The following is a 22235-nucleotide window of genomic DNA, read 5'->3' as shown; positions in this document are numbered from 1 at the left end:
CGCAGCCGCCTCGACACGGCCCCTCGGCCGCACTCAAAAATGAAAAACCCACCCGGACATGCGACGACCCCCGCCGGGGGGGAGAGCGGGGGTCGTCTCCACGGCCGACTCGGGGGGGAGGAGTCGGACCGGGTTAGCACGGTCGCGAACGATCCGTGACTTCCATGGTGTACCCGAGAGCCCTCTCAGGCAAACCCACGCGCCCACCTTACGCCGAATGGGCTGCGCCTATGCTCAGGGTCGTGGAAAACCACTCCTTGCCCCGCACAGCCGCCTTCTTTGACCTGGACAAGACGGTCATTGCGAAGTCGAGCACGCTCACGTTCAGCAAGTCGTTCTACCAAGGCGGCCTGATCAACCGCAGGGCCGCCTTGCGGACCGCATATGCCCAGTTCGTCTTCCGCGTCGGCGGTATGGACCATGACCAGATGGAGCGCACGCGCGAGTACCTCTCCGCGCTCGTGCGCGGCTGGAACGTCCAGCAGGTCAAGGAGATCGTCGCCGAGACGCTGCACGACCTGATCGACCCGATCATCTACGACGAGGCCGCCTCCCTCATCGAGGAGCACCACACGGCCGGCCGCGACGTGGTGATCGTGTCCACGTCGGGCGCCGAGGTGGTCGAGCCGATCGGCGAGTTGCTCGGGGCGGACCGCGTGGTGGCCACGCGCATGGTGGTGGGCGACGACGGCTGCTTCACCGGGGAGGTGAAGTACTACGCATACGGCCCGACGAAGGCCGAGGCGATCAAGGAGCTGGCCGAGTCCGAGGGCTACGACCTCTCCCGCTGCTACGCGTACAGCGACTCGGCCACCGATCTGCCGATGCTGCAGTGCGTCGGCCATCCGCATGCCGTGAACCCCGACCGCGCGCTGCGTCGCGAGGCACTCGCGCGCGGGTGGCCGATTCTCGACTTCCACCGCCCCGTTCGGCTCAAGCAGCGCATCCCCTCCTTCTCGGTGCCGCCGCGTCCGGCCCTTCTCGCGGTCGCCGCCGTAGGAGCCGCCGCGGCCACCGCGGGCCTGGTCTGGTACGCGAGTCGACGCCGCACGGCACTCGCCTGAACCTGCGCAGTCCGAGTGTCGGGTACCCCCATTCGGCCCATCGACGCCCGTTTGACACAGTTTTGAGAGCAAAAGTAAAGAACTGCAGCGAGGGCTTCCGCTTGGTTCGGTCCTGGAGTACAAAGGACTCAACGGCCCGCGAGACCAAGGACATCCGAGAGGATCACCTTTAATACGCATTTGGCCCCACGGACCGAGCATGAACATTGGGCACCCACGCGACGTCGACCCGTCGATTACGGGCCAGCCGCACCAGGTGACGGGCAAAGTTCCCGACCTGATGGGCAACATATCGAGGACGCTTGGTAACCCGGTGAACATGCCAGCGGCGGTACGAATCCTCGTACCGCCGCAACCCTTATGAGCCCCCCGCGCGGGGCTTTTTTCATGCCCTGGGACTCTCGCGCCGCCCCATGCGCGCGTGCCCTACGCCGCCCCGCGCTGCAGCGCCTCGCACACCGCCGTCGACTCACGCGCGCCGAGCTCGATCGCCTTGCCGCAGTGGGCGATCCAGGCGGCCATGCCCTCAGGCGTACCGGAGACGTAGCCCTCCAGGGCTGCCAGATAGGCCGCGCGGCCCAGTTCGGCGTGGCCGACCTCGGCCGGGCAGACGGACTTCGGGTCGAGGCCGCTGCCGACCAGGACGATGCGCTCGGCCGCCCGCGCGACCAGGCCGTTGTGGGAGGTGAAGGGCCGCAGCGCGAGCAGCTCGCCGTGCACGACGGCAGCCGTCACCAGGGCGGGCGCCGAGCCCCCGGCAATGATCAGCTCGGACAGCCCCTCCAGGCGCCCGTGCACCTCTGCCGCACTCGGCGCCGGCAGCTCGATCAGCGGCTCGTCGACCGGCTCGCTCTCCTGGCGCGGGCGCCCGACCGTGTCGTCGTTGCTCGCCGCGGCCACCAGGTGCAGCCGGGCCAGTACCCGCAGCGGCGACTGCCGCCAGATGGACAGCAGTTGGCCCGCCTCGGCGGTCAGCCGCAGGGCCCCGCCCACGACGCGAGCCTCGCCGTCGCCACTGAAGTCGGTACGCCGGCGGACCTCTTCGAGCGCCCAGTCGGCACCGGACAGCGCGGCGGAGCCGCGGGCTCCACGCAGGGCCGCCTCGGAGGTGATCTCGTTGCTGCGACGCCGCATGATGCGGTGACCGTAGACCCGGTCAACGGCCTTGCGTACGGCCTCCACGGACTCGGGCACGCCGGGCAGTGACCCGAGGGTCGCGAGCGGATCGGCGGTCGCGCCTGTCGTACTCATGAGTACGACACTACGCGCCCACCCGCCACCCGACACCGCAGCCCCCATCGGGCCTCGCCCTGACCGACGGCCCGCACCCCACGATCGAGTGGCCTTCTCCGCACACGCCTGCCACATACAGCTATTGCACCACTACTCTTCGTGAACATGAAAATTGCTTTCGTCGGGAAGGGCGGCAGCGGCAAGACGACCCTGTCCTCCCTGTTCGTCCGCCAGCTCGCCGCGACCGGAGCGCCGGTCGTCGCCGTCGACGCCGACATCAACCAGCACCTGGGAGCCGCACTCGGCCTCGACGAGGCGGAGTCCGCCGCGCTGCCCGCGATGGGCGAGCGGCTGCCGCTGATCAAGGACTATCTGCGCGGTTCCAATCCGCGGATCGCCTCCGTCGAGACGATGATCAAGACGACGCCGCCCGGCGAGGGTTCCCGGCTGCTGCGGGTGTCCGAGCACAATCCGGTGTACGACGCATGCGCCCGCCCGGTGGAACTCGACGGCGGCACCGTCCGTTTGATGGTCACCGGCCCCTTCACGGACTCCGATCTGGGGGTCGCCTGCTACCACTCCAAGACAGGGGCGGTGGAGCTGTTCCTGAACCACCTGGTGGACGGCCCCAGCGAGTACGTCGTGGTCGACATGACAGCGGGCTCGGACTCCTTCGCCTCCGGCATGTTCACCCGATTCGACATCACGTTCCTCGTCGCCGAGCCGACCCGGAAGGGGGTCTCCGTCTATCGCCAGTACAAGGAGTACGCCCACGACTTCGGGGTCGTCCTGAAGGTCGTCGGCAACAAGGTGCAGGGCCAGGACGACCTCGACTTCCTCCGCGCCGAGGTCGGGGACGACCTGCTGGTGACCGTCGGGCACTCGGACTGGGTGCGCTCCATGGAGAAGGGCCGACCACCCCGGTTCGAACTCCTGGAGGGCGTCAACCGTCTCGCCCTGCGCCGGCTGCACACCGCCGCGGACGCGACGCACGAGCTGCGGGACTGGGAGCGCTACACGAGCCAGATGGTGCACTTCCATCTGAAGAACGCCCAGTCCTGGGGGAACGAGCGCACCGGGGCCGACCTGGCGGCGCAGATCGACCCCGGATTCGTACTCGGCGAGAGCGCCACCGCACTGGCCGCGAGCAACTCCCGTCTGACTCCTACCGCTTGACGGCCGGCGCCCCGGGCACCCCCTTCGGAGCCGGGGCCGGACGCCCCGAAAGGAAGGACGCCCAGCCCTGCTTCGGGGCTTCGCCCACCCCGAGCGTGCGCAGCTTCCTCAGGGTCGCCGGGTCCTGGGCGTCCAGCCAGTCGGCGAGCTGCCGGAAGGAGACGCAGCGCACGTCGGGCTTGTTGCAGACGGCCTCGATGACCTCCTCGACGGCGCGCATGTAGGTGCCGCCGTTCCAGGACTCGAAGTGGTTGCCGATGATCAGGGGCGCGCGGTTGCCGAAGTATGCCCGATGGAAGCCCTTGAGCAGGCCGTCGCGCATCTGGTCGCCCCAGAAGTCATGCTTGGCGGGGTCGCCCTGGCTCGTGGTGCCCGACTGGTTGACCATGAAGTTGTAGTCCATGGTGAGCTGCTCGTAGGAGTGCCCGGGGAAGGGCACGAGTTGCATCGACAGGTCCCACAGACCCCCCTTCTTCTCGGGCCAGATCTGGTTGTTGACGCCACTGGAGTCGTAACGGAAGCCCATCTCACGGGCGGCCCTGACGAAGTTCTTCTGGCCCTCCAGACAGGGTGTGCGGGCGCCGATGAGCTCCTTGTCGTAGTCGAAGGGCAGGGGTGCCGCGGTCGCCATGCCCGCGTTGGTCTTCCAGGACTTCACGAACCTCTTGGCCTGGACGATCTCGTCCTTCCAATCCTCCACCGACCATTCGCCGACTCCGCCGCCGCTGCCGCAGAAGTGGCCGTTGAAGTGGGTGCCGATCTCGTTTCCCTCCAGCCAGGCCAGGCGCAGCTGCTTCGCGGTGGCGGCGATGCCCTCCTCGTCGTTGAAGCCGATGTCGGAGCGGCCCGGGGAGTGCCGCGGCGGGCGGTACAGGTCACGTTTATGGTCCGGCAGCATGTACACGCCACTGAGGAAGTACGTCATCGTGGTGTTGTTCGCCCGGGCGACCTTGCGGAAGTGGGAGAACAGCTTCTGGCTGTCCTCACCGGCGCCGTCCCAGGAGAACACCACGAACTGCGGGGGCTGCTGACCGGGCTTGAGCCGCTCGGGTCTGAGCAGGTGCGGCTGGGCGCCGGTGTACGCGGTGGACCCGTCACCGATCAGACGGACCACGTTCTGGGGTGCGGGCGCCGCCGGCTTCGCCTTCTCGGGTCCGGGCGCTCCCTGCCGGGTCGTGCCGGTGCCGGTCGCGCAACCGGCGAGTGACGCGGCGCAGAAAGCGGCGATCGCGGTGCCCGCCGCGATCCTGCGCGTCCCGACGACCCTGTGCGTCGCAGCAGTGCCGCGGGGGGCGGCAGTCCTGCGGGAGGCAGCAATCCTGCGGGTGGCGGCCATGTTCCGTCCACCTTCTTCCTTCTCTCGGGGGCCGACGGCGCCGCCAAAATCGCATGGGACCGAGAAGGAATTAGTACGACAAGCCGACTAATTACTCACTTCACTCTTCAGGGGGATTTATTAGTCCATTTGCTCGGAAAAGCTATTCCAGCCCTTTACTCTGCATTACGATCCGTTTACCGACTGTTGCTTGATCCCGCCGCTGCACGCCGTGACCACACGGCCGCGACCCGACCCCTCGCCCAAGAGCGGGGGACCACCAGATCCGCGACCGCGCTGCCCCGGAGGAAGACGGGAAACATGTCCGCCTGCGTCCCCACCCGCGCCGACGACCCGAGTCGAGCGGAACGCACCCACGAGCCCCACAGTCCACCGCCGACCGGCCCTCGCCGCCATCGCATCGCGGGCGCCGACCTGTCGGCATCGATCGCGGTCTTCCTGATCGCACTCCCCCTGTCCCTGGGCATCGCCCTCGCCACCGGCGCCCCCCTCCAGGCAGGCCTCGTGGCCGCCGCCGTGGGAGGGCTCGTCGTCGGATGGCTCGGCGGTTCCCCGCTCCAGGTCAGCGGCCCAGCCGCCGGCCTCACCGTGGTCACCGCCGACCTCATCCATCAGTACGGCTGGCGGACGACCTGTGCCATCACCGTCCTCGCCGGGATCGCCCAACTGGTCCTGGGTTCCGTACGCGTGGCGCGCGGCGCGCTCGCCGTGAGCCCCGCCATCGTGCACGGCATGCTCGCCGGCATCGGCGTCACCATCGCCGTCGCCCAGCTGCACATCGTCGTAGGCGGCACCCCGCAGAGCTCCGTCCTCGACAACCTCCGCGCGCTGCCCGCCCAGTTGGCCGAGCTGCGGCCCGCCGCCGTGTCGGTGAGCGTGCTGACCCTGGCCCTGCTGCTGCTCTGGCCCCGGATCCCGGGCCGGGCCGGACGTCTCCTGCGGAGGATCCCGGCCGCGCTCGTGGCTGTCGCCGGTGCCACCTCGGCCGCCTCGCTCGCCGGCCTGGTCCTGCCCAAGGTCGACCTGCCGTCCTGGAGCAGCCACGCCCTGGCCGGGCTGCCGGAGGGCCCGGCACTGGGTCTGATCGCGGCCGTGCTGACCACCACGCTGGTGTGCAGCGTGCAGTCGCTGCTCGGCGCGGTCGCCGTGGACAAGATGGTGGCCTCGCGCCCCGGCCTGCCCGCCCGCGTCGGACGCTCCCATCTGGACCGCGAACTGCTCGGGCAGGGCGCCGCCAACATCGTCTCCGGCACCCTCGGCGGGCTGCCCGTCGCCGGCGTGGCCGTGCGGAGTTCGGCGAATGTGCAAGCCGGTGCCGTCAGCCGGAACTCCACGATGCTGCACGGCGTTCTCGTAGTAGTCGCCGCGCTGCTGATGGTCCCGATCCTGGAGCTCATCCCGCTCGCCTCGCTCGCCGCCCTGGTGATGGCCGTCGGCATCCAGATGGTGTCCCTGCACCACATCCGCACGGTGACCCGCCACCGAGAGGTGCTGGTGTACGCCGTCACCACGCTCGGCGTGGTGTTCTTCGGCGTCCTGGAGGGCGTCGCCCTGGGGATCGCCATGGCCGTCGCCGTCGCCCTGCACCGCCTCACCCGCACCCGGATCACACACGACGAGAAGGAAGGAGTCCATCACGTACACGTACGAGGCCAGTTGACGTTCCTCGCGGTGCCACGGCTCAGCCGGGCCCTGCATCTGGTACCCCAAGGCGCCCACGCCGTCGTGGAGCTGGACGGGTCGTTCATGGACCACGCGGCGTACGAGTCACTGCAGGACTGGCAGAACACCCACTCCGCGCACGGCGGCTCCGTCGAGCTGGTCGGCCGCAGAGCCGGGGTCCGGATCGGTGAACCGACGACACCGGTCGGCCTCCATCTCGACGCCGGGCAGGCCGCGGCCGAGTCGGCCGACTGCCGTTGCCACCCCTGGACGCCCTGGCGCAACCACCAGTGCGAGATCCCGGAGTCCGTCCCGTCCCACGCAGGACGCGAGGGGCGCACCGAGGAAGCGCAGGCAGCCGCGGAGGCGGCGAGGTCCTCCGGACGCCGGACGGGCGACACCGACGTGTCCGGCACGCCCCTCACCACCGACGCCGTCGGTACCCCGGGCGAGCCCGGTACGGACGACGGGTCGGGGTCGGGCGGTGCTGTGGCCGGGCCCGGCGATGCCGACGGACCCGCCGGATCCGCCCGCCCCGGCGCGAGCCGGGCAGACGGGTCCGGCGGAGCCGACGGAAGCCGACCGAACACCCATCAACTGGCCCGTGGCATCAGCGCGTTCCAGCGCAACACCGCACCGCTGGTGCGGGGCGAGCTGGCACGGCTGGCGCGAGAGGGGCAGCAGCCATCGCAGCTGTTCCTCACCTGCGCGGACTCGCGGGTGGTCACGTCGATGATCACGTCCAGTGGTCCCGGCGACCTGTTCGTGGTGCGCAACGTGGGCAACCTCGTTCCGCTGCCCGGCCAGGAGAGCGGGGACGACTCGGTGGCGGCGGCGATCGAGTACGCCGTGGACGTGCTGCGGGTGCGGTCGATCACGGTGTGCGGGCACTCCGGGTGCGGGGCCATGCAGACGCTGCTCAACTCCGAGCCCGGCGGTCCGCAGACCTCGCTCAAGCGGTGGCTGCGGCACGGACTGCCGAGCCTGGAGCGGGTGTCCGACGAGAGCCGGCCGTGGGCCAGGCTCGCCGGGCGGGCACCGGCCGACATGGTGGAGCAGCTCTGTCTGACCAACGTGGTCCAGCAGTTGGAGCATCTGCGGGCGCACGAGTCGGTGGACCGGGCGCTGCGGGCCGGGGCGCTGGAACTGCACGGGATGTACTTCCACGTGGGCGAGGCACAGGCGTACCTGCTCACCGAGGGGAACGGGGACGAGGTGTTCGACGACGTGGGGGTGGCGGATCTGTCGGCGTGAGGCAGGGAGGAATGCGCGGCCCCTCGGCGCGGGGCGGGGAGTGTGTGCGGCCCTGGTCTGCGCGGGGCCGCGCATCACATGCGGGCGCGATGCGGCCTGACGCTGCCACCCAGGTGGCGTCGTTTCGCCTGAGGGTGGTGTCTCACCTGCGCCGGGGCGGAATGTGAAAGGGATTACAGACCTGAACCGGGTCCGCCCGGCGTCCGTGGGAACGGATGACCCCGGTGTCGAAAAGCGCCTCCGGACCCACCCACGCCGACAGGTCTAAACCAATTTTCCGTCGACCCTTGTCATCGGCCCCCCGGGTCTGATGAGCTGTGGCCTGGGACACAACGGACACCCTGGGAAAGGGAGATGTCGTGAGCAACGAAAGCCTGGCCAACCTGCTCAAGGAAGAGCGCAGGTTCGCACCCCCCGCCGACCTGGCTGCCAACGCCAATGTCACGGCGGAGGCGTATGAACAGGCCAAGGCTGACAGGCTCGGCTTCTGGGCCGAGCAGGCCCGTCGGCTGACCTGGGCCAAGGAGCCGACGGAAACGCTGGACTGGTCGAACCCGCCGTTCGCGAAGTGGTTCAAGGACGGCGAGCTCAACGTCGCGTACAACTGCGTCGACCGGCATGTCGAGGCCGGGCACGGCGACCGGGTCGCCATCCACTTCGAGGGCGAGCCCGGCGACAGCCGCGCCATCACCTACGCCGAACTCAAGGACGAGGTCTCCAAGGCCGCCAACGCCCTGCTGGAACTCGGGGTGCAGAAGGGCGACCGGGTCGCGGTCTACATGCCGATGATCCCGGAGACGGCGGTCGCGATGCTGGCCTGCGCCCGGATCGGCGCCGCGCACTCCGTGGTCTTCGGCGGCTTCTCGGCGGACGCGCTGGCCACCCGTATCCAGGACGCGGACGCCAAGGTGGTCATCACCTCCGACGGCGGTTACCGGCGCGGTAAGCCGTCCGCCCTCAAGCCGGCCGTGGACGAGGCGATCTCCAAGGTCGACAACGTCGAGCACGTCCTCGTGGTCCGCCGCACCGGCCAGGACGTCGCCTGGGACGACAGCCGCGACGTGTGGTGGCACGAGATCGTCGAGCGGCAGAGCGCCGAGCACACGCCGGAGGCGTTCGAGGCCGAGCACCCGCTGTTCATCCTGTACACGTCCGGTACGACGGGTAAGCCGAAGGGAATCCTGCACACCTCCGGCGGCTACCTCACCCAGGCGTCGTACACCCACCACGCCGTCTTCGACCTCAAGCCGGAGACGGACGTGTACTGGTGCACCGCCGACGTCGGCTGGGTCACCGGGCACTCGTACATCGTGTACGGGCCGCTGGCGAACGGCGTGACACAGGTGATGTACGAGGGCACGCCGGACACCCCGCACCAGGGCCGCTTCTGGGAGATCGTGCAGAAGTACGGGGTGACCATCCTGTACACGGCGCCCACCGCCATCCGTACGTTCATGAAGTGGGGCGACGACATCCCCGCGAAGTTCGACCTGTCCTCCCTGCGTGTCCTCGGCTCCGTGGGTGAGCCCATCAACCCCGAGGCGTGGATCTGGTACCGCAAGCACATCGGTGCCGACCGGACGCCGATCGTGGACACCTGGTGGCAGACCGAGACCGGCGCGATGATGATCTCGCCGCTGCCGGGCGTCACCGAGACCAAGCCCGGTTCGGCGCAGACGCCGCTGCCCGGCATCTCCGCGACCGTCGTCGACGACGAGGCGAACGAGGTGCCCAACGGCGGTGGCGGCTACCTGGTGCTGACCGAGCCGTGGCCGTCGATGCTGCGCACCATCTGGGGCGACGACCAGCGGTTCCTCGACACGTACTGGTCGCGCTTCGAGGGCAAGTACTTCGCCGGTGACGGGGCGAAGAAGGACGACGACGGGGACATCTGGCTCCTGGGCCGGGTCGACGACGTCATGCTCGTGTCGGGCCACAACATCTCCACCACGGAGGTCGAGTCGGCCCTGGTCTCCCACCCGTCCGTCGCCGAGGCGGCCGTCGTCGGTGCCGCCGACGAGACCACCGGGCAGGCCATCGTCGCCTTCGTGATCCTGCGCGGCACGGCGAACGCCGAGGACGAGAGCCTCGTCAACGCACTGCGCAACCACGTCGGCGCCACCCTCGGCCCGATCGCCAAGCCCAAGCGGATCCTGCCGGTGGCCGAGCTGCCGAAGACCCGTTCCGGCAAGATCATGCGCCGACTGCTCCGGGACGTCGCCGAGAACCGCCAGCTCGGTGATGTGACGACGCTGACCGACTCGACCGTCATGGACCTCATCCAGGCGAAGCTCCCGGCGGCGCCGAGCGAGGACTGAGTCTGCGCGCCCCCTGATCTACGCGAACGCTGATCTCCGCAAAACCCTGAAGGGCCGCCCCGCGCATCGCGCGCCGGGCGGCCCTTTTCTGCCTAACGTGAGACGTACCGGACACCTCCCGCCGCCCCTTAGGCAAGGTAAACACAGGCACCTTAGGTAAGCTAATAAAAACAACGTCAGCCTCAGGTGCGCCGGGAAGTCTGGTCGGCATGCGCTCAGCCCTGCCCACCGACCGGAGGTCTCCCCCGTGCCCGCGCCCCGCACCACCGCCCCCGTCCGCAAGATCCTCGGACGGCTGTCGCTCCCCGAGCGAAGGTTCGTCGCGGACGCGCTGCGCACCGAGACGGTCGGTGGTGTGCTGCTGCTCATCGCCGCGATCACGGCGCTGATCTGGGCGAACGTGCCCGTGCTGCACGACAGCTACGAGACCGTCGGCCACTTCCACCTCGGCCCCGAGGCGCTCGGGCTGAACCTGTCCGTCGAGCACTGGGCCGCCGACGGACTTCTCGCGATCTTCTTCTTCGTCGCCGGGATCGAGCTCAAGCGTGAACTGGTGGCCGGCGATCTCAGGGACCCCAAAGCCGCCGTACTGCCGGTCGTCGCCGCGCTGTGCGGAATGGCGGTGCCCGCGCTCGTCTACACGCTCACCAACGTCGCCGGGGGCGGCTCGATGGCGGGCTGGGCGGTCCCGACCGCCACGGACATCGCCTTCGCGCTCGCCGTGCTCGCCGTCATCGGCACCTCCCTGCCGAGCGCCCTGCGCGCCTTCCTGCTCACACTCGCCGTCGTCGACGACCTCTTCGCGATCCTGATCATCGCGATCTTCTTCACCGACCGGATCAACTTCGCCGCGCTCGCGGGTGCCGTCGTCGCACTGGGCGTCTTCTGGCTGCTGCTGAGGAAGGGCGTACGCGGCTGGTACGTCTATGTCCCGCTGGCCCTCGTCATCTGGGGGCTGATGTACAACAGCGGCATCCACGCCACCATCGCGGGCGTGGCGATGGGTCTGATGCTGCGCTGCACGAGGCGTGAGGGCGAGGCGCACTCCCCCGGCGAGCACATCGAGCATCTCGTACGCCCCCTGTCGGCGGGCCTCGCCGTCCCGCTGTTCGCCCTGTTCAGCGCCGGTGTGGCCATCTCCGGAGGCGCGCTCGGCGAGGTGTTCACCCAGCCGGAGACGCTCGGGGTCGTTCTCGGACTGGTCGTCGGCAAGACGTTCGGCATCTTCGGCGGGACCTGGCTGACGGCACGGTTCACCAAGGCCTCGCTCAGCGACGACCTGGAGTGGGCCGACGTGTTCGCGGTGGCCACCCTCGCCGGCATCGGCTTCACCGTCTCCCTGCTCATCGACGAACTCGCCTTCGCGGGTGACGCCGAGTTGACCGACGAGGTCAAGGTCGCCGTGCTGCTCGGGTCCTTCGCCGCAGCGACGCTGGCGACCGTGCTGCTGAAGATACGTAACGCCAAGTACCGCCGCATGGTCGAGCACGAGGAGCGCGACGAGGACGCGGACGGCATCCCGGACATCTACGAGGAGGACGAGCCGGAGTACCACCTGCGGCTGGCCGCCATCTACGAGCGCAAGGCCGCCGAGCACCGCCGTATCGCCCTGGAGAAGGACGCCGCACGCCACGCGCTTGCCGAAGTGGCGGGCGGGGCAGGCGAGGAGGAGCAGCGTCGGGCATGATCTGACGGGACGGTACAAAAGACGGAACCGTACGCAGTCAGGCAGAAGACGGAACCGTAACCACGAGGGAGACCGCGATGAGCGCACCCGACGGCAGCCCGGTCGGCGCCGAACGCAGCATCGGCCAGCTGTTCGCCTCGGCGACGACCGAATTGTCGGCGCTGGTGCACGACGAGATCGCGCTGGCCAAGGCGCAGCTGAAGCAGGACGTCAAGCGCGGCGCGACGAGCGGCGGCGCGTTCTCGCTGGCCGGCGGGGTGCTGGTGTTCTCCCTGCCGATGCTCAACTTCGCCCTGGCGTACGGGATTCGGACCTGGACCGACTGGAACCTCGCGATCTGCTTCCTGCTGTCGTTCGCGGCGAACGTCGTCGTCGCGCTCGTCCTGGTCCTGATCGGCGTCGTGTTCGCGAAGAAGGCCAAGAAGAGCAAGGGTCCGCAGAAGGTCGCCGCCTCGGTGAAGGAGTCGGCGGGCGTCCTGCAGAAGGCCAAGCCGCATCCGCGTCCCGCCCCCCAGCCGGAGCTGGAGGACCGGGCGCCGGCGGCCATCGAAGCTGTGGCACGCTCATCGTCATGACGGATCCCGCCACCCCTTCGGCTCAACCTGCCTCGGTCGTACGACTGGACGTCCCCGGCGGGAAAGAGGTGACACACCGGGACGTAGCGGCCAATGGTGCGCGTTTCCATATCGCGGAGATGGGCGACGGCCCACTGGTGCTGCTGCTGCACGGCTTCCCGCAGTTCTGGTGGACCTGGCGGCACCAGCTGGTCGCCCTCGCCGACGCGGGCTTCAGGGCGGTGGCGATGGACCTCAGGGGTGTGGGCGGCAGCGACCGTACGCCGCGCGGTTACGACCCGGCCAACCTCGCGCTCGACGTCACCGGCGTGATCCGCTCCCTCGGCGAGCCGGACGCCGCGCTGGTCGGGCACGATCTGGGCGGCTATCTGGCGTGGACGGCGGCCGTGATGCGCCCCAAGCTCGTACGGCGGCTCGCGGTCTCGTCCATGCCGCACCCCCGGCGCTGGCGCTCGGCCATGCTCTCGGACGTCAAGCAGACGAGTGCGAGTTCCTACATCTGGGGGTTTCAGCGGCCCTGGATCCCCGAGCGTCAGCTGACGGCCGACGACGGGGCGCTGGTCGCCCGGCTCATCCGGGACTGGTCGGGCCCACGCCTGCCGGACGACGACGCGGTGGAGACGTATCGCCGCGCGATCTGCATCCCGTCGACGGCGCACTGCTCCATCGAGCCGTACCGCTGGATGGTGCGCTCGCTGGCCCGCCCCGACGGCATCCAGTTCAACCGCCGCATGAAGCGGCCGGTCCGTGTGCCGACGCTGCATCTGCACGGCTCCCTCGACCCCGTGATGCGCACGCGCAGCGCGGCCGGCTCGGGCGAGTACGTCGAAGCGCCGTACCGCTGGCGGCTGTTCGACGGGCTGGGGCACTTCCCGCACGAGGAGGACCCCGTCGCGTTCTCGGCCGAACTGATCAACTGGCTGAAAGACCCCGAACCCGATCGGTGACCGCGCCGATGCGCCCGGTATCCGGAACTGAACACCTGTCCTACGAACAGCCAATTGCCTGGCGCATAGGCCAATTGGGGGCCCCGGAGGCGGTTATCGACCTTGGGGCAGGGGCAGACGTCGGGGTATGGGCTGGACGCACGACTACAGTGACGCAGCACGCAATCGCCGCTCGGCCGGCGGGCTGAGCTCCCACCAACGGGGCAGCGCACCGCAGATGCCGGGTTCCGACCTACGGGTGGGCATTCCGCGCATTCTGCGCCGCCGGGCCCGCTGGGTCTCGGTACGCCTGCGCCACCCGCGCGGCTGACCGGCCGCGCCCTTCCACGACCGGGCTCGGCCCTCACCCGACGGGCACCGCCCCGACCGGAGCCACGGACCTACAGCGCGCAGCTGTCGCTGTCCACCTGCTGGTTGGCGGTACGGCCCTTGACGATGTCCTCCTGGATCTCGTCCACGGTGAGCGCGTAGCCGGTGTTGGCGTCGTCGAGGGACTTCGCGAAGACCACGCCGTACACCTTGCCTTCGGGCGTGAGCAGCGGGCCGCCGGAGTTGCCCTGGCGGACGGTCGCGAACAGCGAGTACACGTCACGGCGCACGGTGCCGCGATGGTAGATGTCCGGGCCGTTGGCCGGGAGGCGGCCACGCACGCGTGCGGCACGCACGTCGTACGCGCCGTTCTCCGGGAAGCCCGCGATGATCGCGCCGTCGCCGCTCTGCGCGTCCCTGGTGGAGAACCGCAGCACGGGCGCCTTCATGTCCGGCACGTCGAGTACGGCGATGTCGCGCTCCCAGTCGTAGAGGACGACCGTCGCGTCGTACTTCCTGCCCTCTCCGCCTATCTGGACGGTGGGTTCGTCGACGCCGCCGACGACGTGCGCGTTGGTCATGACGCGGCGGTCGGCGAAGACGAAGCCGGTGCCCTCCAGGACTTTGCCGCAACTCGTCGCCGTGCCCATGACCTTGACGATGGAGCGCTGCGCGCGGGCGGCCACCGGGCTGTTGGCGAGGGCCGGGTCGGGCGGCCGGACGTCGTTGATCGGCTCGTTCGCGAACGGGCTGAAGACCTGCGGGAAGCCGTTCTGCGCGAGGACGGAGGAGAAGTCCGCGAACCAGGTGTCCGCCTGGTCGGGCAGCGCCCGTGCCACCCCGAGCAGCACCTTGGAGTTACGGACTTCCTTGCCGAGCGTCGGCAGCGTCGTCCCGGCGAGGGCGGAACCGATCAACCAGGCGACGAGCAGCATCGCGACGACGTTGACGAGGGCGCCGCCGGTCGCGTCGAGGGCGCGGGCCGGGGACCAGGTGATGTACCGGCGCAACTTGTTGCCGAGGTGGGTGGTCAGGGCCTGGCCGACGGATGCGCAGACGATCACGACGACGACCGCGACGACGGCGGCGGTCGTGCTCACCTCGGCGTTGTCGGTCAGCGCGTCCCAGATGACCGGGAGCAGGTACACGGCCACGAGACCGCCGCCGAGGAAGCCGATCACCGACAGGATGCCGACCACGAAGCCCTGGCGGTAGCCCACGATCGCGAACCACACGGCGGCGACCAGCAGCAGGATGTCCAGCACGTTCACCGGTTCTAGCCTCGCCTCATCACTCTTCGCTCACCACGGGTCGGCCGCGAGCCCCGGCCCCCGGGATGACACAGCACGGCAGACACCCTGTCATGACCGCCAGTCGAGCGGGACCTGCTTGCCCCGGTCCCAGGGCTGCTCCCAGCCCGAGAAATGCAGCAGGCGGTCGATGATTCCGGCGGTGAAACCCCAGACCAGAGCCGATTCGACCAGAAATGCCGGGCCTCGGTGGCCGCTGGGGTGAACGGTCGTGGCGCGGTTGTCCGGGTTCGTGAGATCCGCCACGGGGACGGTGAAGACGCGGGCCGTCTCGTTCGGATCGACGACGTCGACCGGGCTCGGCTCGCGCCACCAGCCCAGCACCGACGTGACCACGAAGCCGCTGACCGGGATGTACAGCTTGGGCAGCACGCCGAAGAGCTGGACACCGCCCGGATCGAGCCCGGTCTCCTCCTCGGCCTCGCGGAGCGCGGCCCGCAGCGGCCCGTCGGCCTGCGGGTCGCCGTCCTCGGGGTCGAGGGCGCCACCGGGGAAGGACGGCTGGCCGGCGTGCGACCGCAAGGAACTGGCCCGCTCCATGAGCAGCAGCTCGGGCCCTCGCTCGCCCTCACCGAAGAGGATCAGCACGGCGGACTGGCGCCCCGCGCCGTTCTCCGGTGGCAGGAACCGGCTCAGCTGCAGCGGCTCGACCGTCTCCACCACTCGCACCACCGGATCCAGCCAGGCGGGCAGTCCCTCCTTGCTGAGCACCACCGGACCGTCCTGCGTACCGCTCGCCCGAGTCATCGCCACCCCCGTCGTCCTGCCCAGTCCAACGCCCGAGGGCACCTAGATCGTTCCGGTCCGACGGCAGAGAGGCGAGACAGTGCCCGGCTCCGTCCGGTACGCCCCGTCATCCGGCCCCCAGCGGCGGGGCGGCCTTGCCGCCCGCGTCCAGATAGGCCTGCGGCGGATTGAGCCGCTGTCCCGGGAAGCCGCCCTTCTCGTACTTGAGGAGCTTCTTCGCCTTCTCCGGATCCGTCTCGCCCTCGCCGTACGCCGGGCAGAGCGGCGCCACGGGACAGGCGCCGCACGCGGGCTTGCGGGCGTGGCAGATACGGCGGCCGTGCCAGATCACGTGATGCGAGAGGTCGGTCCAGTCGCTCTTGGGGAACAGCGCGCCGATCTCGGCCTCGATCTTGTCGGGGTCCGTCTGCTCGGTCCACTGCCAGCGCCGCACCAGCCGCTGGAAGTGGGTGTCCACGGTGATGCCGGGGCGGCCGAAGGCGTTGCCGAGCACGACGAAGGCCGTCTTGCGACCGACGCCGGGCAGTTTGACCAGGTCCTCGAGCCGGCCCGGGACCTCGCCGCCGTGGTTCTCCACCAGCGCCTTGGACAGGCCCATGACCGACTTGGTCTTGGCCCGGAAGAACCCGCACGGGCGGAGGATCTCCTCGACCTCCTCCGGGTTGGCGGCCGCCAGGTCCTCGGGGGTCGGGTACTTGGCGAAGAGGGCGGGGGTCGTCTGGTTGACGCGCAGGTCGGTGGTCTGGGCGGACAGCACGGTGGCGACCACCAGCTGGAAGGGGTTGTCGAAGTCCAGCTCGGGATGGGCGTACGGGTAGACCTCGGCGAGCTCGCGGTTGATACGGCGGGCTCGGCGGACGAGGGCGGTACGGGATTCGGCGGGGGCCTTCTTGGCCGGTGCCGTCTTGGTGGGCGATGCCGTCTTCTTGGCAGGCGCGGTCTTCTTGACCGACGCGGTCTTCTTGGCAGGCGCCGCATTCCTCGCAGGCGCCGGTTTCTTCGCAGCCGCGGCCTTCTTCCCGGCCGCCGACGTCTTCACCGCAGCTTTCCCGCCATCCACAGCCGCCTCATTCGGCGCACCATTCGTCGCCTTTGCCGTTTTCCTTCCGCCACCAGGGTCCTGTTCGCCCACAGCGGAATCGCGACGTACAACCACCCGCCCAGCCCCCTTGGCCTGTGCTCTCACCGGCGATTTGGACACCCGGCCAGCCTAAAGCCCGGCACCGACATCCGCCCCGGACCTCGAAGATCGGCCCCCAATTGGACCCCTGCCGCTTACCTCGGCACACCTGTGCGGCATCCTTGTGACAGATCACACTGTTTGGACCGTCCGGCAAAATGGGGAGCACGGTCCCCTGGTACCAAGGGGGAGCAAGATCCCCTGAGCAGGTCGACAAGGAGAGAACTCGTGGACGACGTTCTGCGGCGCAACCCGCTCTTCGCGGCGCTCGATGACGAGCAGTCCGCGGAGCTCCGCGCCTCCATGAGTGAGGTGACCCTCGCACGCGGTGACTCCCTGTTCCACGAGGGCGACCCCGGTGACCGGCTGTACGTCGTCACCGAGGGCAAGGTCAAGCTCCACCGCACCTCGCCCGACGGCCGCGAGAACATGCTCGCCGTCGTCGGCCCCGGCGAGCTCATCGGCGAGCTGTCCCTCTTCGACCCGGGCCCGCGCACGGCGACCGCCACCGCGCTGACCGAGGTCAAACTGCTGGGCCTGGGCCACGGCGACCTCCAGCCCTGGCTGAACGCCCGCCCCGAGGTGGCCACCGCGCTGCTGCGCGCCGTCGCCCGTCGGCTGCGCCGCACCAACGACGCGATGTCCGACCTGGTCTTCTCGGATGTTCCGGGCCGTGTCGCCCGCGCGCTCCTCGACCTCTCGCGCCGGTTCGGCGTGCAGTCCGAAGAGGGCATCCACGTCGTCCACGATCTGACGCAGGAGGAGCTCGCGCAGCTCGTCGGCGCGTCGCGTGAGACGGTCAACAAGGCGCTGGCCGACTTCGCCGGTCGCGGGTGGCTGCGCCTGGAGGCGCGTGCGGTGATCCTGCTCGACGTGGAGCGACTGGCCAAGCGGTCGCGCTAGAGCGGTCGACACGCCAAGTCGTACGACTCCGGGGCCCCGTCTCACTGCGAGGCGGGGCCCCGTCGTCGTCGGCCACCCCTCGCACCCCCGTCGCCCTGGGCCCCCTCGAACATCCGCGCACCAAGAGATAGCCTCCGCCCATGGCAAACGGGCAGTGGTACCCACCGGAGTGGCCGGAACGGATCCGTGCGCTCGCGGACGGAAGCCTGACCCCCGTCGCTCCGAAGCGGGCGGCCACCGTCATGCTGCTCAGGGACACCGAGGCCGGGCCTGCCGTGCACATGCTGCGGCGCCGTGCCTCCATGGCCTTCGCCGGCGGGGCGTACGCCTATCCCGGCGGCGGCGTCGATCCGCGCGACGAGCATCCGGTGCGCTGGGCGGGCCCCACGCGCGCGTGGTGGGCGCGAAGGCTCGGCGTCGACGAGGCGGCGGCACAGGCCATCGTCTGCGCGGCCGTGCGCGAGACGTACGAGGAGGCGGGCGTCCTGCTCGCCGGGCCCACCGACGACTCCGTGGTGGGCGATACGACCGGCGAGGACTGGGAGGCCGACCGCGCGGCCCTGGTCGCCCGGGACCTGTCGTTCGCCGAGTTCCTGGACCGCCGGGGACTGGCCCTGCGTTCGGATCTCCTGGGCGCCTGGACCCGCTGGATCACCCCGGAGTTCGAACCCCGCCGCTACGACACGTGGTTCTTCGTCGCCGCCCTCCCGCAGGGCCAGCGCACCCGCAACGCCTCCACGGAGGCGGACCGCACGGTGTGGATCCGGCCCGTGGACGCGGCCGCCTCGTACGACAAGGGCGAGCTGCTGATGATGCCGCCCACGATCGCGACCCTGCGCCAGCTGACCGGCTACGCCAGCGCCGCCGAGGCCCTCGCCGCCGCCCCCGGCCGCGACCTCTCCGCCGTCCTCGCGCAGGCCCGGCTCGACGACGGCGAGATCGTGCTCTCCTGGCCCGGCCACGACGAGTTCACCAAGCACATCCCGACGGGCGCAGCCCCCTCATGACCGCGCCGCCCATGCCCGCAGTGCCCGCAGCCCTGGAAGGCCCCCTCGTATGACGGACGCAGCAGCCCTCCCCGGCCAGCCGCGAGGCGGGGTCCTCACCGGCCCCGCCACCCCCCGCGCCGTCAACGTCCTCGCGCCCAACCCCTCCGCGATGACCCTGGACGGCACCAACACCTGGATCCTCGCCGAGCCGGACTCGAACCTGGCCGTCGTCGTCGACCCGGGCCCGCTGGACGACGGTCACCTGCGCAATGTCGTCGCCATGGCCGAGAAGTCCGGCAAGCGCATCGCCCTGACCCTGCTCACGCACGGCCACCCGGACCACGCCGAGGGCGCCGCACGCTTCGCCGAGCTGACCGGCACGCGCGTGCGTGCCCTCGACCCGGCGTTGCGGCTCGGCGACGAGGGGCTCGGTGCGGGGGACGTGGTCGCCGTCGGCGGACTGGAGCTGCGCGTCGTACCGACTCCGGGGCACACCGCCGACTCCCTCTCCTTCCACCTCCCGGCCGACCGCGCCGTCCTGACCGGCGACACGATCCTGGGCCGCGGCACGACCGTGGTGGCGCACCCCGACGGCCGGCTCGGCGACTACCTGGACTCGCTGCGGCGGCTGAGGTCCCTCACGGTCGACGACGGCGTGCACACCGTCCTGCCAGGCCACGGCCCCGTCCTGGAGGACGCCCAGGGCGCCGTCGAGTTCTACCTCGCCCACCGCGCCCACCGCCTCGCCCAGGTCGAGACGGCCGTCGAGGACGGCTACGGCACCCCGGCCGAGGTCGTCGCCCATGTGTACGCCGACGTGGACCGCTCCCTGTGGCCGGCGGCCGAGCTGTCGGTGCGGGCGCAGTTGGACTACCTGGAGGAGCACGGCCTCATCTAGGCCCTGCCTACGCCTCCTGGGGACGCGGCGCTTTGACCCCGTGCACGCGCGCGTACTCGTCCACGAGCCACGGCCCGAGATCCTCGACGTACGACCGGAGGACGCCCGCGTCGCCCGTCGGCTCGTACCCGAGCGCGGCCGCCACCCTCATCTGCTCGGCCCGCGCGGGGTAGTACGCCGCGAAGGCTTCCGCCATCTCCCCCAGATCGCTGGTCCACCCGCGCCAGCGGGGCATGACCAGCGTGAACCCGGTCCGCACGAGACGCCGCGACATGAACCGCACGAGCGGCCGCCGTGCGTCCGCGCTGTCGTCGGCGCCGGCGATCCGCTCGCGCCACCGGGGCAGCAGGAGGCCGAGATCGCCGTTGGTCTCGCGCGCGAGCAGCGTGTCGGGGCGGTAGCGCGGCAGATGCTCGGCGAGGTCCTCCCCCAGCAGGGGCGTACAGAGGCAGGCGACGAACCACCCGAGGTCGTACGTCTCCAGGTCGCTCAGCAGCCGTCCGCGGCTGTCCAGCAGCGTCCCGGCCCCGTCGATCTGCGCGAACTCCGTGTCCAGCGCCTCGTCGAGCACGCGCGCGTCCGCCCGGTCCGTCTCGGTCGGCTCCTCGTGCAGGGCGACCAGCAGATCGAGGTCGCTGCGCCCCACGCGCGCGGTGCCGCGCGGAATCGACCCGTAGAGGTAGGCGCTGTGCATCCGTGCCCCGAACACGGCCTGCAGCCGGTCGCGCGCGGCGGCGACGACCGGCCGGAAGGCGTCGGGAACGCGCGCGAGGGAGCCTTCGCGCGCGATGTACCCCTGAGCGTCGAGCCCCCTGCGGCGAGCGGTTTCGGCCATGGGGTCACTGTGCCCTGCGGGGAGGTTGGGGGCGGCCCATTTTTTTTTGCGGCCGTGACACGCCGCCCCCACCACCGAAGGCCTACGCCCCCGTCAGCTCCACCTGGACCTCGACCTCGACCGGCGCGTCCAGCGGAAGCACGGCCACGCCGACCGCGCTGCGCGCGTGGACGCCCTTGTCGCCGAGAACCTGTCCCAGGAGTTCGCTCGCGCCGTTGAGGACGGCGGGCTGGCCGGTGAAGTCCGAGGCCGAGGCCACGAAGCCGACGACCTTCACCACGCGCGCGATGCGGTCCAGGTCGCCCGCCACCGACTTGACGGCAGCGAGGGCGTTCAGGGCGCAGGTACGGGCGAGTTCCTTGGCCTCCTCCGGGGTGACCTCCGCGCCCACCTTGCCGGTGACCGGGAGCTTGCCCTCCACCATCGGGAGCTGGCCGGCGGTGTAGACGTACACGCCCGACTGGACGGCCGGCTGGTACGCGGCGAGCGGAGGCACGACCTCCGGAAGCGTCAGGCCCAGCTCGGCGAGCTTCGCCTCGACAGCGCTCATGCCTGCTTCTCCCGCTTCAGGTAGGCGACGAGCTGCTCGGGGTTGTTCGGCCCGGGCACGACCTGGACGAGCTCCCAGCCGTCCTCGCCCCAGGTGTCCAGAATCTGCTTCGTGGCGTGGACGAGCAGCGGCACGGTTGCGTATTCCCACTTGGTCATGTGGCCGACTTTATCCGTTGCCCGGCGGGCGCCGAGCGGCCGACCGCGGTCACGTTGTCCACAGGCTGTCGCGTGGTCGGCGGACGGACTGGTTAGGCTCGAAGGCGTGAGCAGGCTCCAGGTCGTCAGCGGCAAGGGCGGGACCGGAAAGACCACGGTCGCCGCCGCGCTCGCGCTCGCTCTCGCCACCGAGGGGAAGCGGACGCTTCTCGTCGAGGTCGAGGGCAGGCAGGGCATCGCGCAGCTCTTCGAGACAGAGGCGCTGCCCTACGAGGAGCGGAAGATCGCCGTCGCTCCAGGGGGCGGGGAGGTGTACGCCCTCGCCATCGACCCCGAACTGGCCCTTCTGGACTACCTCCAGATGTTCTACAAGATGGGCGGCGCCGGCCGGGCCCTGAAGAAGCTCGGCGCCATCGACTTCGCCACCACCATCGCGCCCGGTCTCAGAGACGTCCTGCTGACCGGCAAGGCGTGCGAGGCCGTGCGGCGCAAGGACAAGAGCGGGCGGTTCGTCTACGACTACGTGGTGATGGACGCGCCCCCCACCGGGCGCATCACCCGCTTCCTGAACGTCAACGACGAGGTGGCGGGGCTCGCCAGGATCGGGCCGATACACAATCAGGCGCAGGCCGTGATGCGCGTGCTGAAGTCGGCGGAGACGGCCGTGCATCTGGTGTCGCTGCTGGAGGAGATGCCCGTCCAGGAGACCGTGGACGGCATCGCCGAGCTGCGCGCGGCGCGGCTGCCGGTGGGGCGGATCATCGTGAACATGGTGCGGCCCGAGGTGTTGGACGCGGCCGACCTGGAACTCGTACGGAGCGTTCCGCGCGCCGCCGTGGCCAAGGCGCTGTCCTCGGCCGGGCTCGGCGGGGCACGGCGCGGCGGGAACGCCGAGCGGCTGGTGGACCCGCTGCTGGCGCAGGCCGACGAGTACGCCGAGCGGCACGCGCTGGAGCACGAGCAGCGGGCGGTCCTCGGCGGGCTGGGGCTGCCGGTGCACGAACTGCCCCTGCTGGCCGAGGGCATGGACCTGGCGGGGCTGTACGAGCTCGCCGGCGAGCTTCGGGAACAGGGTCTGTCGTGAGTTCGTTCACCAGTCGGGAG

Annotated in this window: 20 protein-coding genes; 12 read left to right on the top strand and 8 right to left on the bottom strand. The window is 70.3% G+C overall.

Annotated elements, in window-relative coordinates:
- Positions 1-230: 230 nt before the first annotated feature.
- Entirely contained in the window at positions 231-1064 is an 834-nt protein-coding gene (locus EJ357_RS25745; RefSeq protein ID WP_126393955.1) for an HAD family hydrolase, read from the top strand.
- 426 nt (positions 1065-1490) lie between these two features.
- Here the strand turns inward: EJ357_RS25745 and EJ357_RS25740 are convergent, their stop codons facing one another.
- Positions 1491-2315 carry a Fic family protein gene (locus EJ357_RS25740; protein ID WP_126393954.1) on the bottom strand — a complete coding sequence of 275 codons (825 nt, stop codon included), beginning with the start codon at positions 2313-2315 and terminating at the stop codon, positions 1491-1493.
- Positions 2316-2462: 147 nt separating this feature from the next.
- On the opposite strand from EJ357_RS25740, the gene EJ357_RS25735 reads away from it, so the two are divergent.
- Entirely contained in the window at positions 2463-3473 is a 1011-nt protein-coding gene (locus EJ357_RS25735) for an ATP-binding protein (RefSeq protein WP_126393953.1), read from the top strand.
- On the opposite strand, the gene EJ357_RS25730 is transcribed toward EJ357_RS25735, so the two are convergent.
- Entirely contained in the window at positions 3463-4809 is a 1347-nt protein-coding gene (locus EJ357_RS25730) for a polysaccharide deacetylase family protein (protein WP_126393952.1), read from the bottom strand. The two genes, EJ357_RS25735 and EJ357_RS25730, sit on opposite strands and share 11 nt — an antisense overlap.
- A gap of 300 nt (positions 4810-5109) precedes the next feature.
- On the opposite strand from EJ357_RS25730, the gene EJ357_RS25725 reads away from it, so the two are divergent.
- From EJ357_RS25725 to EJ357_RS49520, 6 genes are all read left to right on the top strand, one after another.
- Positions 5110-7725 carry a bifunctional SulP family inorganic anion transporter/carbonic anhydrase gene (locus EJ357_RS25725; protein ID WP_126393951.1) on the top strand — a complete coding sequence of 872 codons (2616 nt, stop codon included), beginning with the start codon at positions 5110-5112 and terminating at the stop codon, positions 7723-7725.
- A 359-nt stretch (positions 7726-8084) separates the two neighbouring features.
- Complete coding sequence (acs, locus tag EJ357_RS25720) at positions 8085-10043, top strand: acetate--CoA ligase (RefSeq protein ID WP_126393950.1); 1959 nt, start codon at positions 8085-8087, stop codon at positions 10041-10043.
- Between the two features lie 247 nt (positions 10044-10290).
- The gene (nhaA, locus tag EJ357_RS25715) at positions 10291-11730 is read left to right on the top strand and encodes a Na+/H+ antiporter NhaA (protein WP_126393949.1); all 1440 of its coding nucleotides are present in this window, start codon (positions 10291-10293) and stop codon (positions 11728-11730) included.
- 77 nt (positions 11731-11807) lie between these two features.
- Positions 11808-12305, top strand: a complete 498-nt coding sequence (locus EJ357_RS25710; RefSeq protein ID WP_126393948.1) for a phage holin family protein — start codon at positions 11808-11810, stop codon at positions 12303-12305.
- A complete protein-coding gene (locus EJ357_RS25705) occupies positions 12302-13252 on the top strand; it encodes an alpha/beta fold hydrolase (RefSeq protein ID WP_126393947.1) in 951 nt (316 codons plus the stop codon). Before EJ357_RS25710 ends, EJ357_RS25705 begins: the two co-directional genes overlap by 4 nt.
- Before the next feature lie 127 nt (positions 13253-13379).
- The gene (locus tag EJ357_RS49520) at positions 13380-13562 is read left to right on the top strand and encodes a hypothetical protein (RefSeq protein ID WP_078662374.1); all 183 of its coding nucleotides are present in this window, start codon (positions 13380-13382) and stop codon (positions 13560-13562) included.
- 70 nt (positions 13563-13632) lie between these two features.
- Here the strand turns inward: EJ357_RS49520 and EJ357_RS25695 are convergent, their stop codons facing one another.
- The 3 genes from EJ357_RS25695 to nth all read right to left on the bottom strand — a co-directional run bounded on the left by EJ357_RS25695 (position 13633) and on the right by nth (position 16774).
- Complete coding sequence (locus tag EJ357_RS25695; RefSeq protein WP_126393946.1) at positions 13633-14832, bottom strand: MarP family serine protease; 1200 nt, start codon at positions 14830-14832, stop codon at positions 13633-13635.
- 90 nt (positions 14833-14922) lie between these two features.
- On the bottom strand, positions 14923-15618 hold the full coding sequence (locus EJ357_RS25690) for an NUDIX hydrolase (RefSeq protein ID WP_126400025.1): 696 nt from the start codon (positions 15616-15618) through the stop codon (positions 14923-14925).
- A 106-nt stretch (positions 15619-15724) separates the two neighbouring features.
- Entirely contained in the window at positions 15725-16774 is a 1050-nt protein-coding gene (nth, locus tag EJ357_RS25685) for an endonuclease III (RefSeq protein WP_228472598.1), read from the bottom strand.
- Between the two features lie 252 nt (positions 16775-17026).
- Here nth and EJ357_RS25680 point away from each other — a divergent pair, with 252 nt between their 5' ends.
- From EJ357_RS25680 to EJ357_RS25670, 3 genes are all read left to right on the top strand, one after another.
- The gene (locus EJ357_RS25680) at positions 17027-17701 is read left to right on the top strand and encodes a Crp/Fnr family transcriptional regulator (protein WP_053750087.1); all 675 of its coding nucleotides are present in this window, start codon (positions 17027-17029) and stop codon (positions 17699-17701) included.
- Between the two features lie 140 nt (positions 17702-17841).
- Complete coding sequence (locus EJ357_RS25675; RefSeq protein WP_126393945.1) at positions 17842-18708, top strand: NUDIX hydrolase; 867 nt, start codon at positions 17842-17844, stop codon at positions 18706-18708.
- Between the two features lie 49 nt (positions 18709-18757).
- Positions 18758-19588 carry an MBL fold metallo-hydrolase gene (locus tag EJ357_RS25670; protein WP_126393944.1) on the top strand — a complete coding sequence of 277 codons (831 nt, stop codon included), beginning with the start codon at positions 18758-18760 and terminating at the stop codon, positions 19586-19588.
- Between the two features lie 7 nt (positions 19589-19595).
- On the opposite strand, the gene EJ357_RS25665 is transcribed toward EJ357_RS25670, so the two are convergent.
- The 3 genes from EJ357_RS25665 to EJ357_RS25655 all read right to left on the bottom strand — a co-directional run bounded on the left by EJ357_RS25665 (position 19596) and on the right by EJ357_RS25655 (position 21131).
- Positions 19596-20423, bottom strand: coding sequence for a nucleotidyltransferase domain-containing protein (locus EJ357_RS25665; RefSeq protein ID WP_126393943.1), 828 nt, complete (start codon positions 20421-20423; stop codon positions 19596-19598).
- A gap of 82 nt (positions 20424-20505) precedes the next feature.
- A complete protein-coding gene (locus EJ357_RS25660) occupies positions 20506-20973 on the bottom strand; it encodes a RidA family protein (protein WP_093908654.1) in 468 nt (155 codons plus the stop codon).
- Entirely contained in the window at positions 20970-21131 is a 162-nt protein-coding gene (locus tag EJ357_RS25655; RefSeq protein WP_003975360.1) for a DUF4177 domain-containing protein, read from the bottom strand. The genes EJ357_RS25660 and EJ357_RS25655 overlap by 4 nt, the downstream gene beginning before the upstream one ends.
- Before the next feature lie 106 nt (positions 21132-21237).
- Here EJ357_RS25655 and EJ357_RS25650 point away from each other — a divergent pair, with 106 nt between their 5' ends.
- Complete coding sequence (locus tag EJ357_RS25650) at positions 21238-22215, top strand: ArsA-related P-loop ATPase (RefSeq protein ID WP_126393942.1); 978 nt, start codon at positions 21238-21240, stop codon at positions 22213-22215.
- Positions 22216-22235: the final 20 nt, after the last annotated feature.

The sequence above is a fragment of the Streptomyces cyaneochromogenes genome, assembly GCF_003963535.1.
GTDB lineage: Bacteria > Actinomycetota > Actinomycetes > Streptomycetales > Streptomycetaceae > Streptomyces > Streptomyces shaanxiensis.
Note: the sequence above shows the minus strand (reverse complement) of the source record. Positions and strands in the feature narration are given on the sequence as shown.